Below are 16,242 nucleotides of genomic sequence, written 5' to 3'. Positions count from 1 at the left end.
ACGCTAGCCGGTGACAAAGGCTTATAGCCGCAGAGCAAACCACCCGTTTGACGGGTGGTCATGATTTTGTGATATTGTATGGGGAAAACTTGCCTTAGAACAATAATGTTCTGTACGATATAGAAAACATCATCCTACCGAAAGGCATCATACCTATCGCGATTTATAGGTTGATCTGAAAAGTTTTGTTTAACAAGCCTCAGATAATAATCGTTGAATATTGTCACATCGTGATCTGTAAGATGGATATTTAAATTCATCTTATAAGTTTTTTGTGGTTGAGATTGATTTCGTTTTCTAACACTCAAAAAGAAATTATTGTTAGTATTTAAATCAGTTATTGACCTTGGCCATTGTATGGAGAAGAATACGAGCGAGACCATTGAGCTAATGCCGCGGCATTGTCTTTTGTTTTAGATAGGGTGAACACAAATGTATTGGGAGAGACTTAATTCATGATTTCAGGAATCATTCAGAAAAAAATATGTAGTGGAGGAATCTGAATCTCGGTGGAGAATAATGTAAATATAAGAAAAATGACACGAAGGATGATTTTAAATGGATCGGGAGGCTACGTTTAGGTTAATTCAAAAATACACTCAAGATGTTCCATTGATTCTAATTGGTACAGGCGGTACAATGCCTTACGGAATCCCTGGAATGCCACAATTAGCGAGTCATTTAATTGCTCAACTTGGTTTAAAATATGACTCTGATGAAGACTGGAGGATATTTCAGGGACGATTGAAGGATGGAAAAGACTTGGAGAGTGCATTGACGGGTATAAACTTGCTCGAAGAGATTATGCAGGACATTACAAGAAATACGTGGGAATTAATTGCTGAACACGATTTACAGTTGTTTTATAGAGTTTTAAAGAATGAAATTACTTTGCCTTTAGGAAAGCTTCTTCATGCAATGTGTGTACCTCATCCTAAGCAAGTGAATGTAGTTACGACAAATTATGATCGGGTAATTGAGTATTCTTGTGATCAATTCAATATATCAGTAAATACTCTTTGTGATGGACGTTATATTAGAAAAATTGACATTCAATTAGCAAAGGGTAAGTGTAATGTTAATTTGTTGAAAGTACATGGATCTTTAGATTGGTTCGAACATGACAACGGAAATATATATTCAGTACCTTTGCAACGAAAAATACCAGAACAAATGCATCCAAAGATTATTCCCCCAGGTTCAGAAAAGTATCGTTCGATAGCCCAACCTCCTTCTAGGGATGTAATACATATTGCAGATGACTACATCGCAAAGGCTCAAAGTTTTTTGTGTATTGGTTACGGATTTAACGATGAACAGATACAAACTAATATCATAAGTGCCATTCGTAAGGACAAACCAATAGTTGTGGTCACTAAGAAGTTGTCAGATCCAGCATTTAGAATGATATCTAGTAATGCGGCTAAATATGTAATCATTCAAGAAAGTGATGCTCCAGGATTTACCGATTTTTTTATGAAAGAAGGAAAATACTCGGAGAAAGGTGACCTATGGAGATTAGAGGAATTTTTTAATATACTCTACTAATATTATGGAGGGATATAAATGGCCATTTTTGAACTTCAGGATGAGCAATCTGTTGGAAAAGTACAAAGTGTAGATACTGCTTCAGTTGTTGTCAAGGTCAATAAAAGTGATATGCTCTCAAAACTACAAGTGAATCATTTAGTCGTTATTCGTGCTTCTAAACGTGGTCAGCATTTAATTGGACTGGTTGTAAAAATAATGCGTAAATTTGATGAGGATGTAGAAGATGACCAGGATGAACATCCATGTTCTAATGATATTGTTAAAATAACTTTAATAGGAACATTCTTTGATAAGATTGGTAGTGTCACTAACCAGTTTAAACGTACACTGGAATCGGTACCAGAAATAGATGCTGATTGTTTTATTATGGATGATGGTACATTAACAAGCTTTATGGGGGTTATATCTCAGAGTACAGCAGATGCTGATAATCCTTTATGTATTGGAACCTATACACTTAATGATAATGCGAAAGCTTGGTTGGACGGGAATAAATTGTTCCAACGACATGCTGTTATCGCAGGAAGTACTGGTTCGGGTAAATCATATACGGTTGCTTCTTTGGTCGAACAGATCGCTAAACTTGAATCATCAGATGCCATTCTGTTCGATATTCATGGTGAATATGCTCCTATAACTGGAAAGGGAATCCAACATTATAAAGTTGCAGGTCCATCAGATACCGTTAAAGATGGTATTATGTTTTTACCCTATTGGCTGCTAACCTATGATGAAATGCTATCATTGATGCTTGATCGTAGCGATAATAATGCTCCTAATCAAGCGATGATATTTAGTAGATCGGTTTTACAAGAAAAAGAAAAGCAATTAAAGGAATATGACAAACTATTTCTACTTGATAATCTAACGATAGATACTCCTGTTCCATATAAAATTAATAATCTGATTAATTGTTTAGAAGATTTAGACACTCAAATGGTACCTGGAGCAAATAATAAAGAAAAACAAGGAGAATTCTACGGTAAATTATCAAGATTTATTCAAAGGCTTTCGGCAAAAATACAAGACAAACGTTTAAACTTTATGTTTTCAAGCGATCCTGCACTACTATCATATGATTATATGAATTTACTGTGTAAGGAATTGATGTCACCTGCTTCACAAGGAGGCGGTGTAAAAATCATAAACTTCTCTGAAGTGCCCTCTGATATTTTACCACTAATGGTTTCTCTAATTGCTAGAGTTGTGTTTTCTATACAGCAATGGGTAGATAAAAATAAAATACACCCAATTGCTTTGTTTTGTGATGAAGCCCATCTATATATTCCTGCAAATGTACAACAAGGAGTAGAAGCTTCAAGTTTGTTGAGTTTTGAACGAATTGCTAAAGAAGGAAGAAAATACGGTGTTGGTCTGGTCGTTATTTCTCAAAGACCTTCAGAGGTGAATCGAACAGTACTTAGTCAGAGTAGTAATTTTATTGCTATGCGCTTAACTAATGCAGATGATCAGAATGTTGTGAAAAAGTTACTTCCAGATAGTTTAGGGAACTATGCTGAACTTTTGCCAATTTTAGATATTGGAGAAGCCTTGGTAGTAGGTGATGCTAGTCTGTTGCCAAGCAGAGTTAAAATTGCTGAACCTACTCAGAAACCCGACAGTGCAACAGTTAAGTTTTGGGATAGGTGGTCAGAGGGGATAGTTCCTGATGTAATTGTAAGTGCTGTAGAATCAATGCGAAAGCAATCTAAAATTTAAGCTAATCCATTTTGTATTATCTGGACTTTGTAGTATAAGGAGATTGTTTGCATGGGAATAAAGATGCCAAAGGCTTATCATAAAATGAAAGACAAAATAGTTAGCATCGATGTTGCTGATAATGAAATGAACGGATTTTTACTATGTCAAACCCCAGAGTGTCGTGTTCCCGTGATCTATGTGGATGCTTATAAGAAAAGGTATGCTGATAAAACGGTCTTGGTAGCCCCTTACTTTCGCCTCGTATCAAATGATAAACCACATTTGAACGAGTGCAAATACAATACACTAGGCCAAGTTAAGGTCATTGCGAGGGATTCGGATGATAACGTTCTTCGCTCTATCGAAGAGGGCCACTACAGCTTTCGACTTAATGTCATTGATGAGACACTTAGAACGCTAAATCAATTAGCCAAAGACGAATCTGAATCTGAAGAGTCAGCACCTTGGGATCCAAAGCCTCCGGCAAAAGTATATACCAATCAGGGGAAGTTAGACTCCTATCTTTCTACGATGCAGAAAATTATGAAACTCCGCTCGCTAACAGAAACACATGATGAACTGAGAGAAATTATTTCTTTACAGTATGGAAAGCGGTCGATTAGATGGAGTCGATTTTATTACACTTCGGATGATTTCAAGAAATGTTATACCTATATAAAAAGAAATAGTGTCACCCATCCACTGTGCCTTGAAGGAATTATAAAAGAAATTGAACCTCCAAAAGAGAAATTTAAGTTTCACGTCCTCAAACTCCGATTCCCTTGGGTAGAACCTGATAAAGATGGAATCGTTAACTTAATTGCCGTGGAATTGATCATTCAAAATGATAAAGTACTTAATTACATTCAATCTAATTCCAATCTTAACAATGCGGCTGTCTATTCGAAATTTCATGTAAACGAGTCGAAGGTACACATAAAACAATATCAGGGAGGAATAAAGAAAAAGCGATTTCTAAATATAAAGGGAAACCTATATCACCCTAAACAGATTGTACTGTTTTAATTCAGTCCCTACGTCTCTTAACTTTTTACAATAAAAGGGAAATGGTTACCATAGAGCAATAGATCATAGCCTCTCAATAGTATTATATGTATAAGCAAACTCTTCTTCGGAAGAGTTTTACTTTTATTAACTATAAAATTAATAGCTATCTAACAAATAACTACAAATCTAGGAAGGAAATTTTGAGTTTTTCGTCGAATGATGCTAATAACGTGAAATAAGACTAACGAAGGAGGATTCTTGGATGAAGCTGTTTGAGGTAGTTCCGGAGTCCTTCTTTCGATTGTTGTCCGGGACCAACAAGCAATTGAATGCGGAGGCTGTTCAACTGTTATATGAACATGCTAAACGGGAGCGCTTTGGCATCCGAATTGAACTGATGCGGGACCTGTACCAGGAACTGATTGAATCGTGGGAGGCGCTCGGCGCGCAACTGGACTGGGAAGAAGAACAGTTGTCGGATCAGGCTGCGCCTGGTCAGGTGATCATGGAAGAGGTATCGCGCGCTAAGGCGAACAGCTTGATTCGCAGGCTGGAATCGCTGGGCTGGATTGAACTGGAGACACGGGATCGTTACGAGGTTTATATTGTGCTGCCTCACTATACGATTCGTATGCTGTCCCTGATCCAGGAGCTGTGTGAGGGGCGGGCAATTGAATACCAGCGTTATGCTTTTGCAACCTATGGTATGCTGTCTGGTGAGGAAGCGCGGGAACGCCCAGCTATGGCTGTACGGGAAGCTTTGTCCCATACCATCCAGTTCGATCGGGAACTGTTTACCCTTTACAATAATATGAAGCATCACATGGAGCAGGTAGTCAGTAAAAAATCGATTCAGGAAGTGCTGGACCATCATTTTGATCATTATCAGAAAAATATTGTCGAGAACAGCTATCACCGGTTGAAAACCTCGGATCACGTGGCACGGTATCGTCATCAAATTCTCGATATCGTTCAGCGCTGGCAATTAGACAGCGTTTGGATGGAACAAGCTGTGCAGGATGGGCTGGCTGGTGGACTTTACACAAATGCCGAAGAAGCGGAAACTCACCTGAGACAGTCCTTGCGGGATATTGAAGCGATCTATTTGGGACTTGATGACACTTTCTACCGGATTGACCTGCGACACAATCAATACCTGCGCTCCTCTTATGACAGGGCACGGTATTTGAGCCAACATCATCAAGGGCTGGACCGGAAGTTAGCGTCAATACTGGAAACGCTGGGGCATTCATCATTCCCGCCCATACAGGAAAAAGACCTTATTCCGCTATCGCGCTTGCAGCATATCCAGGTTTTAAACGAGGGATCGCTGCTCCCTGTCAGAAGGAAGCGGCTGCCGCATCAGCCGGAAGAGCACCTTGTGCTGCCCATTCCGGATGAAGTGCGAGAGCAATTGCGCTCAGAGCGAATCGAACGCTTACGTAAGGCTGTCACTCGCAAAAAAGTGGATGATTTCGTCCTTTTGCGCTTGCAAAACAAAGATCATATCGAGATCGCCGAACTGGCACCGCGGGATGTGGAAGAAGTTCTACTATTGACTTATGTGTATTTATATGGTCAAGATGGAGGTTCTCCCTACCGAATTGAACGCAACCAAGAACGAGTTATCTTGCATGCTGGTCCGTATCGCTTTTGCAATCATATCATCAGACCACGGATATCCAGAGGGAGGCAGCACGTGTAATGTGGGAAGAAGTCAGCGAACAAGAGCGACAAAAAATAAAAGCTGTGTTGAACCGGCTTCTGGGTGCCAACTTTCTTGTCCGGGAAAAGGACCGTGACGGTTACGCTGTAATCCGGCGTCACAAAGAAGCTATTGAACAATACCTTCAAATGTTGGATTGGGAAATAATTGTGGATGAGCGACACGAATGCGTGTTTGTGCAATCACCGGATAGCTCCTTTCGACGCTCCATGGACCGGGAATTGAGCATTTGGCTGTTGGTTTTGCGGTTGATCTATCAGGAAAAGCGGAAGGGGTTGACTATCAGCGCCTTCCCTTCAACAACCATCCATGAAATCCGCACCAAATATGAAACCTTTCGTTTATCCTGGCTGACTAAAACCAAGTTGGAGCAGGCCATCAAACTGTGTGCCAGATACCAGCTTGCAGAGGCGCTTGATGCGGATATCCGTTCCGATGATTGCCGGATTGTGCTCTATCACACCTGGCTGTATGTCATCGACTCAGAACAACTGAATGCACTTCAAAGCCGCATTGAGCAGTATAGAACAGGAGAAGAAAGGGGGATGTTCGATGAAGTGGCTGAAGAAACTGCGGCTGATTAATTGGCATTATTTTTCCGACGAGGAGATGGATTTTGGCAAACAAACCTTGATTACCGGTAAAAATGCCGCGGGCAAGTCTACGATCATCGACGCCCTGCAAGTATTATTTGTGGCCAACCAACGAATGATTAAATTTAACCCTGCTGCCCACGAGGATGCCAAACGCACCCTGCTAGATTACTTAAAAGGAAAAATTGGCAGTGATGAACGGGGGTATGTGCGGGATGGCGATTTTAACACCTATTTGCTTGCCGAATTCGAGGATCAGGAAAAGCGGGAGCCGTTTGTAGTGGGGATGGTAGCGGATGTATTTGCCAACCTGGAGCACTTTGAGGATTTTTTTATTCTGGCTCCAATGACCTTGGAAAAACTCGAACTGGTAAAGCCGGACGGAAAGCTGCGAAATCGTGATGAGTTGAGAGGCTTTTACAACGGGGCCAGCGGGCTTAAATCCGTGTTTGAACAAAATAAGGCCCAATATCAAAAAGCGCTGCTCTCCCGAATGGGACATGTGCATGAACGGTTTTTCCAAACCTTTACCCGCGCCTTGTCCTTTAAGCCAATCCAGAATATCCGTGATTTCGTATACCAAAATATTTTAGACCACCGGGAACTGCAGTTGGAATTAATGAAAGAAAATTTTGCCGTGCACGAGCGGTATCGCTTGGAGTTGCAGGAGCTGCAAAAACGCAAGGACAAGCTGGAGAAAATCCGCGACAGGTTTCAGAACGTGGAAAAATACAGGCATCTTGTCATTGAGCAGGACTACGTGCTTCGTTGTCTGCGTGTGGTTAAGGAAAAAGAGACTCTTGAGCGGCTGCAGGATGAGCTGCAGCGGCTAGATCACAAATTAGAGCAGACCCGTGGCGATGTAGCATTGGCGAAGCAGAAGCAGGCAGAAGCGAACCTGCAAAAAGAGGATGCGACCAGGAGGCTGTATGAAAATAGCGAGGAACAGCGGAAAAACAAGCTGGATCAGGATATCCTGAGTGGAGAAAATCAGCTGGAAAATCTAAGGCAACAGCTTGCCGCCTGGCAGAGCTCCATGCAGAAGCAGGCTGAATGCCTTGGAAATCTTGCAACGTGGGATGGCAACGGGATCTGGAGCTGGCCTGACAATGAAAGCACAGATTTGATGCGCGCGGCGGAATTGGTCAGCGGCTTGGCGGCCAATCTTTCCGATCCTGAGTTTGAGGTAACACGAAAGAAACAGCTTCTCCGTGAGATTGGAGGACATCTGGAACGCATCTATGATCGGATGTCCGAGACGCGAACACGCGCCGGCGACCGTCTAAAGGAACAGGAACGAAAAATAGCGGATACGGAAGCGGTCATTCGCAACTTGGAGCAGAAAAAGCGACCCTACAGTGAAGGACTGATGTCGCTTAAACAGTTGCTTGAAGAACGTTTGGGCAGCCGCTCGCCTGTCTGGATCTTTTGCGAAGAGATGGAATTGACCGATGAAATATGGCGTAACGCCATTGAAGGGTATTTAAACACTCAGCGTTTTGACTTGCTGGTGGAGCCCGCTGTTTTTCGCGATGCTTTGGCTTTGTATGAACGAGAGAAACGCAGCCGGCATATTGAAGGAATCGGCCTGGTCAATACCGAAGCGGAACGGAAATATTTGCGTACAGCGGACAAGGGATCCTTGGCCGAGTCAGTAAAGGCAAAGCATCCTGTTGTTCAGGCACATCTGGAGCACCTGCTGGGCAAGGTGATGAAAGCTGCCGATGAGCAGGATTTACTTCGCCATCGTACTGCAGTAACAGCTAGCTGTATGGGCTACAGCAATTTGGTGGCCCGGCAGATTCCTGAGCGGGTGTATTCGCCCCCCTACATTGGCGCACAAGCAGTCATTCGTCAACTGGAGTTAAAGCGTGCAGAGCTTGCCCAATTGAAAGAAGAGCAGGGGATACTTTCCTCCGAGTTAGAACAGCTACGGGCCTGGTTGGAGCAATTAAGAGGAAAGGAGTCCTTGTTTGGCACATTGTCCGCTCAATTAGAGTTGCCCCAACTGGTGGAGGCTTGCGTGGAAGAACTGCAACGCTGGCGCAAAGAACGGGAGCGGATTGACTTAAGTGAAGCTGACATGTTGCGGGAGCAGATCGGGTTTTGGTTGGAAAAGGAAAGAAGCTGGCAGGAAGAAAGCGAACGCCTTAACCGGACGATTGGCACCCTTGAAGCAGAGTTTAAAGAAACCGAGGGGAAGCGATATATGCAAGGCAATTTCGTGAAAGAAAGAGAAGCCGCTGTGGAGCAGTGGGAAGCCTCATGGCCAGAGCGCTTGCAGCAGGCGTCAGGGCGGCTGGAGGAAGCCAATCGCTCAACAATTGCAACGGAATCCAAAATTGCTAACTGGGATAATAACCGTAAAGGAAATGAGACCAGGCATGACGAGGAAGCGCGTCACCTTGCGCAGCAACGGGCTGAATATAATGCCGAGTATACATTGGTGGCTGATATTGACGTAGAACATAATGAGGTGTATGACCGTCTTCTGGAACAGGTTGAGGGCCTTGATATCCCTGATTATCAGAAAAAGGTAGAGACGGCGCTTCAGGTTTCCGAGGAAGAATTCAAGTCCCATTTTGTCTTTAAGCTACGGGAAGCAATCGAGATGGCCAAAAGAGAATTCAGGGAGTTGAACTATGCTTTGGACAACTTTCCCTTCTCTTCGGACAAGTATCATTTTCAGGTTGTGCCCAGTGAAAAATATCGCAGATATTACGATGCCGTTATGGACCCGAGATTAATGGAACGGGGAAGCTTGTTTGATATGATGGATGATGAACGGGGAGATGCTCTGCAAGAATTGTTTGAACAGCTGGTACAAAACGAAGCGGATGAAATGGAGGAATTCACCGATTATCGGCGTTACCTGGATTATGATATTCTGGTGCGGCAAGGTGAAAATCAATATCGTTTCTCACAGGTGTTGAAAGAAAAATCTGGAGGCGAAACCCAAACTCCGTTTTATGTGGCTATTCTGGCCTCATTTTATCACCTGTACCGTTCTGAGCGAACACTGCGGCTGGTTGTATTCGATGAAGCATTCAATAAAATGGATGAGCAGCGGATCCAGACGAGTCTCAAGTTAATCAAAAGAATGAATCTTCAGCTTATTGCCGCTGTACCAGACGAAAAAATTCAACATATGGCTCCAGAGGTGACAACCACCCTCATTGTGACTAATCAAGATTACCGGTGTTTTGTCGATATGATTGATCGCTGGGAGGAAGAAGAGGAGCCGAAGCCACTTGCACCGGAGGAAGAGTCAGTGTCTATTCAGCAGGAAACGTTGTTCTGAGGTGACGGAATATGAATGAGCAGGAATTTAAAAACGAATTTAAGCAAAGGCTGTTAAACCATCTTTTAGATAAGTACGAACGTAGTCAGGCCTTTGTCAAGGGAGAAGCGACGAAGCAGCGTCCGCAAACCGTCCTGACCGGGGAGCTTTTTGGGGCGGATTATGAGGACGAAATGGATTTTCGCAAGCGAGATTGGATGCATCAGGTTATAGACGAGATGGCGGTGGCCGGGTTGGTGGATGTTAGACACGAACGTTCTTCTGACACAATTCATAAGGTTTATCTGGAGTGGGAAGGGGTTGCCAATGCCTACATGCAATTGGGCAGGCAGCCCAAAAAAGATAAATTGAGCGAATTAACGGTAGTCATTGGTCAATTGACCAGCCATCTTTGGGATTGGGTAAGGAGATGGGCTCAACAAACGGTGGCTACTTTAAAAGAACAACGCTCTGCAGGGTTGGACATTAATGATGTGGAAGGTTATGTGGATGCGGTTCGTGTATTACAGGAATTGCCTTCTATTCAAGGTGATATTCCCAAACGCATGCTAAGTTTGCGGGTGTTTGGCAACAGTAAGCACTTTGAACAGTGTGTTGAACGGCGGCTACTTTCCATCGTTAGGCAGGGACTGGGTGAAGTATCGGAGGTCGGTGAAGGGGAATTAGACTTGATTGGCATTGTACCACACCCTAAACCGGTCTTGCTGGGGGGCCGCGGGCAGTTCATATTAAATGGGTCACAATTGTCATGGAGTTTGTTTCCAGATGGCGCGGCTTTATATCCTGAAACCCTGAAAACATTTGAATGGTTCAAGCTCGATGTGGAACACATTGTTACGATTGAAAATTTAAGCAGCTATCATCAATGGCTTCGCCTCCGGCAGCCTTTGCGTGAATTGGTTATCTATACCGGCGGCTTTCCGCATCGTATCCTGCAATCTTTTTTACGTAGTTTATGGGAGTCTCTGAAGAATAGCGGTTCGTCCATTCCAGTTTATCATTGGGGAGACATTGATTTAGGCGGCATACAAATCCATCATTTCTTACAAAGGGATTGTCCATTTACGATTTACCCCCTCTTTATGGATGATTCAACGCTGTGTCAATTTGGAGAACCGGATCTTAACCATCGAGAACACTATCAAAAAAAGGCCTGCGCTTTATTGCAAGATGACAGGTATATAACTTGGCATTCTGTATTAGAAGTAATATCTCAAAGTGGGATCAAGTTGGAACAGGAGGCCATCCCAGATCAATTTGTGAAAGAGGCCCTTGATTTAAAAAGAAATTGAACACCAACAAATTTTTCATCAAACACGTGTTCATTTTTAAAGATTCCTGAATAGCTTGATAATAAATTGAAATGCTGACTCCTCTGAAGGGGACAGACAAACAAAGCTATCATCTATTTAAGATGTTTCGATAAGTAGGATTCATAGCTGCTATAGTTTATATTTCCTTTTGACTTGTTTATTCGGCCAAACTTTGTATTGTCTATTTTCTTTTGAAGGTATGCACAATAATCGGAAAACTTTTCACTGGGAATTTCATCCCATTTGAATCCTTGTTCACGTTCAATAGACTTATAGAGTATGGCATGATTCATATCTTTTTTATTTGAGTAATCCATGGATTTGAACTCTTTGTATCTTTCAATAAGGTGACGAATATAACCAAGTTGATATGGGGCGCTGCCGACAGTGCCTTCCAAATATCTGCGTGTCGCCTTTTTGCTTGATATGTTCCCCTGATGAATATGAAGATGACCGACAACAGTGCCGGTGTTATAGTCAATATGTATATTGGGACTTTCTTCTGAGGCAGGAGCGGAAAATAACTAGGGATAAAAGCTTGTCAGAACGTTCCGATTACTCTTAAGCAACTCGATAATATCTTCCCAAAATAAAATGTCCACATTAAACAAGCCATTCGCAGCACGCTGTTGATTAAGGAGATTGACTTGCTCTTGAGTTCGTGCATTTCTTTTTGCTGTAGTTGCGATGTAATAATGGATAAGAGTTGGTTGGAATCGAATTGCTTTTTCGGCTTCTTTTTCTATGGTTTTAATGGGAAGGGTAGGGGCAAGGGACAGTTTGCATTGAATCCCAATATAGGCGCCATCTCTATTTTTTACATAGAGATCAACACCGTTTTGGCTTTGTCCATTTCTTCCATAAGGGTTAACAAGATGGTCTGGCCATTTAAGATTACAGTAGCTTTTGGTCATGCGTTCGAATTCTTGCCAGTCCGTTGGCTGGGGAAAATCCATGGAGTGCAACGTTGGCATAGTACAACACCTTCTTTCACAAATGATTAATACGTCTGTAAAACTCAATCCAGGTGTTAAGCAACTATACAAATGGGTCGAAACGAAAGCGCTCCATTGCTTTCGCTTCGCATATAATCAAATTACTCGGCGCATGTTCTCGACCGGACTGAATTTTTTGTGATGCTGCTCAATGTCGCTACTGAACAACTCTCCGTAATATTCTACCATATCGAGTGTGGCATGTCCCAAGATTCGTCGCAAGGTAAATGGGTTCCACCATTAAAATATAAAACTTGGCTATTGTATGCCTGAACGTATGAGGGGATATCTGAACCCTTTGAATATCTGCAACTTAGCCGACCAAGCCACCTTAGTCGACAAAAGGCAACAGCATTTCGAGGAAGTGAATCAGCTGACAATCCTGTACTCAAGTCCGTCGGGCTCGAATCCGATGCATACGCTGTCCCTTAGGTCAGTGAGAGTGTACGTGAATAAAAAACGTTCGTAGAAATCAAATATTTTATTCTTATTGGGGGCTATTCTAAGATGCCGTGGGTTTCTAAATCAGGAAAAGCATACAATCTTGTTTATTTAGATACTAATGCATTGAGCGAAATTTCTAAAAACCAATTTGGATGCCAAGTAGGTTTTATGAAAAAGTTTCCTGCAACCCAATATGCTCCTTGTTTTTCTGTATATAATCTTAGGGAGATAAAACAAGCAACGAAGGCATACGAACATTTTATTGAATTTTTTAGCAATTATTCTTTTCTCTTACTGGTAGATTATCGAACAATTATTAGAGAAGAAATGCTCGCGTACAATACAATTTACAAACCCAACATTATACTTAGCGCTTTTAATTATGATGATGTGAAAGATCAAAACAGCTTTAGGAACTTGTTAAGTAATTTGTGGAATGATGAATTCATTAGTCAACTAGAAATAGAAGATCAAAATATAAAAAATTTAGCTGAATTATGGGGTAAGAGAAGAACGCCAAACATAAATAATCCACTGTTCAGTTCAAGATCTACGAAATTTAGTAATGATTACCAAATAGACAATACTCTATTACTTTTACATCATCTTGAACCTCAATGGTTAAGAGAAAATATGCCAATATTAATTAATAAGTTTCCTGCTGCAAGAGTGTTAATTTTTACGCACTTCAAGAAAATCTTCCAAGCTAATACTGAAGTTAAAAAAAATGATGTCTTTGATGTTATGATTAGTAGTGTATGCCCCTACATTGAGGCTATAGTTACAGAATCGAATCAGGCAGATGTGTTAAAACAAGGTAGGAAATATATTAAGGAATTAAATAAATTATCAATTTTAAAACTTAGAGAAATAAGAACAGAGTATAATTAGACTTCAGCTAATATCGCATAAGGCTAGCTTTTTGTAGATTGATAGTATTGAAGCTCATAATGATAAGGATTTCAAGAACTCCCCGCCCCACTTTTCTCGCATCCTCAGCATGATTTGGAGTTTTCGAAACAACCATAGAAATGGTAAAATGAAAGCAGGGAGGCGATATAAGATGCTCTGGACGGAAGTAAGAGAGCTATTTCCTGATCAGTTTGTACTAGTGGAAGAACTGAAGTCTCATTACGAGGACAATAAGCTCCATGTAGAAGAAGTGGCAGTCATCAAGCCGATTCCCGATCCGCAGGAAGCATGGAAAGAGCTATTTACTGCCAAAAACGAGCGTTTTGTGTATCATACCTCCAATGAATCAATCATTGTGGAAGTACGGGACAAGCCTATGGTCAGGAGAACTCCAAGACATGAATCTTGAATTTCGAGATGGGCTGTTATTTTCTAATATCGTGATTCGTCATGGTGAAAAGTCCATCACGATTCCGCATGTTGTCATTGATACGGGTGCAGCAGAATCCATTCTTTCGATTGATGCGGTCCAAGGCTTGTTCGATGGTTATGAGCCGGGAGATCAGCTTCGCTTTATGACCGGTATTGGTGGCAGAGAAGCTTCTGTTCGTCGAAAGATTCATAGAATCCAATTTCATTCTTTTCAAATGGACAATTTCCCCATAGATTTTGGCCGCATCGGAGAAGACACCAGCATTAATGGTTTGATCGGTTTGGATATTCTAATTCCGGGCCAATTTATATTGGATTTAGGCAGACTGCAGATACGCTGCGGCAAATGATGAATAAGTATGCCAGAGGCGATACGAGTAGTGAGTATCGCCTCTGGCATACTTATTTTCTCCGGATCTGAGCGCGTTCTACCGGACTATACTTCTGATGCTGTTCCCGTACTTCTTTGTTGAAAAGCCGAACATACATCTGCACGGAGTTGAGTGTGGAATGTCCTAAGATTTGTTGAAGTGAAAAAGGGTCACCGCCGTTTTGAATTTACAATGTGACGCAGTCCCTTCCGCAGAAGGGGTTAGCGCCTGCCCCTTACGGGGTGCGATAGGTAATCGTTTGATGTCATCGCCGGATTTTCCCCCGCCTCACACCCGGCGTGCGACTTTCGCCGCACCGGGCGTTCCATCTTGCTCCATCGGAGTTCGTCTATAAGTTCCAAGTTACTCATGGATAGGGATTTGAATGGGTTCAAGCTTACAATGGCTGCGGTATTTGTTGACCGTATCCACCATTTTAGCTGTGAGGCCCAACTTGGTCATGAGCCGTTCAATCGTCTGGTTTTGTGTGGCATGGATGAGCTTGTGCACGTCTTTGTGCAGAATGCGCAGGTTGCTGTACTTGTCGCTTCCGCCCAGATGTACCGGAAGTACATGATGGCAATGGACATCCATCGCGACAAGGAACATCCCTGTAATTTCGCATTTGCCCGAGCGCATGCTGTATCTGCTGATGCGGTTATCCAAGTATTCCACAGTTCGTCCGATGATGTTGGCGTTCATTAGTGCGATGATCTCCGTTACAATGTGTCCCTTCAACTTTTGATGGATGAGTAGTCTGCCCGCGGTTGTGAATGGGTTGAGCTGCTGGTTAAAGCTCTTGTTGACGGTCATTTTCACATTGGCAAGCGGATACAAATACACTCCGGCGACTTGAAATGTACGATAGCTTGTCCGATAAAACTTGGTGTACGTCGGCGGCGGGTTGGCAGGATGCGCATAGGTGGCGACCGATTTCAGACGATTGTACGTATAGGCACGCAGATCGTAGGCTAAACGTGAGAACGCGGTACTGACATGGGTTGCCCTGCGAAAATAGTTATGAAGCCCGAGCACAAAGCTGTTGAACAGGATGGCGTTACGGGAGGTTGGAGACAAGCGCAATTGTTGAATGCGTGCCCGGGTCTCCTTCTTGATCTGTTGTTTTTTCTTTTCTGTAACGCCCGTATGCGCCACTCTGCAGCTGCCCTTTTTCGCCGCGCGTATCGTGAAACCCAGAAAATCGGAAGAGCGCTTCCGTAGATTCACGATTTGCGATTTTTCCGGCGAGATGTCCAGTTTTAGACGGTCTTTCAGATAAAGACGAACGGCATGGAACCAATTGTGCGCCGTTTTAGCATCTGGGCAAAAGATCTTGAAATCATCCGCATAACGAACGATATAGCCTTCCTTTAACCCCGATAACCGCAAGGCCGCATACTTATGACTGTTCCACTTGTAGGTATGTTGGGTCTCAAAGGTTTCCCATTGACGGGCTACCCCATGTCCAGGTCGTGCAGGACAATGCCCGAAAGAAGGGGGGACAAAATGCCACCCTGAGGAGTCCCGCGGGAAGGAATGCCTTCGCCTTCAATTTCTGTCTTCAGCATTTTGCTGATGATGCACAGCACTTTCTTGTTCGGGATGCCCATGTTCCAGCATTGTTTGATCAGCAGGGTATGGTTGACGTTATCGAAAAAGCCCTTGAATATCGATATCGACCACGTAATGCATGCGGACGATGTTGACCAGATATTGCGCCCTTGCCATAATTAGCGCATCCATGATATGTAACACCCGAGGCAGTGTTTCTTCGGACACCGTACCAACGGACAGAACGATTGTTCTCTCTTCCTCATTCAGAAATTAAATATCATTTACATAATGACCAGCGACAGACGGTGTAAGTTGTTCTGCTGGCGACGGGCAAGTTGCCG

13 protein-coding genes are annotated in these 16,242 nt (G+C 42.8%); 10 read left to right on the top strand and 3 right to left on the bottom strand.

Annotation, left to right across the window (positions count from 1 at the left end; translation table 11 throughout):
- The first annotated feature begins 558 nt into the window (after positions 1–558).
- The 7 genes from DQG13_RS28080 (at position 559) to DQG13_RS28050 (ending at position 11,172) form a co-directional block, all read left to right on the top strand.
- Positions 559–1,548, top strand: coding sequence for an SIR2 family protein (locus tag DQG13_RS28080; RefSeq protein WP_113023511.1), 990 nt, complete (start codon positions 559–561; stop codon positions 1,546–1,548).
- A gap of 18 nt (positions 1,549–1,566) precedes the next feature.
- Entirely contained in the window at positions 1,567–3,270 is a 1,704-nt protein-coding gene (locus DQG13_RS28075; protein ID WP_113023510.1) for an ATP-binding protein, read from the top strand.
- Between the two features lie 51 nt (positions 3,271–3,321).
- Positions 3,322–4,278 (top strand): hypothetical protein, encoded by a 957-nt coding sequence (locus tag DQG13_RS28070; protein ID WP_113023509.1) that lies wholly within the window; start codon positions 3,322–3,324, stop codon positions 4,276–4,278.
- 244 nt (positions 4,279–4,522) lie between these two features.
- The gene (locus DQG13_RS28065; RefSeq protein ID WP_113023508.1) at positions 4,523–5,965 is read left to right on the top strand and encodes a Wadjet anti-phage system protein JetA family protein; all 1,443 of its coding nucleotides are present in this window, start codon (positions 4,523–4,525) and stop codon (positions 5,963–5,965) included.
- A complete protein-coding gene (locus DQG13_RS28060; RefSeq protein ID WP_113023507.1) occupies positions 5,965–6,570 on the top strand; it encodes a DUF4194 domain-containing protein in 606 nt (201 codons plus the stop codon). The genes DQG13_RS28065 and DQG13_RS28060 overlap by 1 nt, the downstream gene beginning before the upstream one ends.
- Positions 6,539–9,880 carry an ATP-binding protein gene (locus DQG13_RS28055; RefSeq protein ID WP_113023506.1) on the top strand — a complete coding sequence of 1,114 codons (3,342 nt, stop codon included), beginning with the start codon at positions 6,539–6,541 and terminating at the stop codon, positions 9,878–9,880. The genes DQG13_RS28060 and DQG13_RS28055 overlap by 32 nt, the downstream gene beginning before the upstream one ends.
- 11 nt (positions 9,881–9,891) lie before the next feature.
- The gene (locus tag DQG13_RS28050) at positions 9,892–11,172 is read left to right on the top strand and encodes a Wadjet anti-phage system protein JetD domain-containing protein (protein ID WP_113023505.1); all 1,281 of its coding nucleotides are present in this window, start codon (positions 9,892–9,894) and stop codon (positions 11,170–11,172) included.
- Between the two features lie 545 nt (positions 11,173–11,717).
- Here the strand turns inward: DQG13_RS28050 and DQG13_RS28040 are convergent.
- Positions 11,718–12,167: a PDDEXK family nuclease gene (locus DQG13_RS28040; RefSeq protein ID WP_113023503.1), complete on the bottom strand. Its 450-nt coding sequence runs from the start codon at positions 12,165–12,167 to the stop codon at positions 11,718–11,720.
- A gap of 528 nt (positions 12,168–12,695) precedes the next feature.
- Between DQG13_RS28040 and DQG13_RS28030 the strand changes: the two genes are divergently transcribed.
- The 3 genes from DQG13_RS28030 to DQG13_RS28020 all read left to right on the top strand — a co-directional run bounded on the left by DQG13_RS28030 (position 12,696) and on the right by DQG13_RS28020 (position 14,326).
- The gene (locus DQG13_RS28030; RefSeq protein ID WP_113023502.1) at positions 12,696–13,523 is read left to right on the top strand and encodes a hypothetical protein; all 828 of its coding nucleotides are present in this window, start codon (positions 12,696–12,698) and stop codon (positions 13,521–13,523) included.
- Positions 13,524–13,695: 172 nt separating this feature from the next.
- Positions 13,696–13,953: a hypothetical protein gene (locus DQG13_RS28025; protein WP_113023501.1), complete on the top strand. Its 258-nt coding sequence runs from the start codon at positions 13,696–13,698 to the stop codon at positions 13,951–13,953.
- Positions 13,943–14,326: an aspartyl protease family protein gene (locus DQG13_RS28020; RefSeq protein ID WP_181593042.1), complete on the top strand. Its 384-nt coding sequence runs from the start codon at positions 13,943–13,945 to the stop codon at positions 14,324–14,326. The genes DQG13_RS28025 and DQG13_RS28020 overlap by 11 nt, the downstream gene beginning before the upstream one ends.
- Before the next feature lie 384 nt (positions 14,327–14,710).
- Here DQG13_RS28020 and DQG13_RS28015 read toward each other — a convergent pair whose 3' ends face one another.
- On the bottom strand, positions 14,711–15,736 hold the full coding sequence (locus DQG13_RS28015) for an HNH endonuclease (protein ID WP_258525904.1): 1,026 nt from the start codon (positions 15,734–15,736) through the stop codon (positions 14,711–14,713).
- 65 nt (positions 15,737–15,801) lie between these two features.
- Positions 15,802–15,957, bottom strand: a complete 156-nt coding sequence (locus tag DQG13_RS31660) for a hypothetical protein (RefSeq protein WP_258525903.1) — start codon at positions 15,955–15,957, stop codon at positions 15,802–15,804.
- Between the last annotated feature and the right edge of the window lie 285 nt (positions 15,958–16,242).

This window comes from Paenibacillus sp. YN15 (genome assembly GCF_003285005.1).
Classification (GTDB): Bacteria; Bacillota; Bacilli; order Paenibacillales; family NBRC-103111; genus Paenibacillus_AR.
This window is presented reverse-complemented; position numbering and strand designations above follow the sequence as displayed.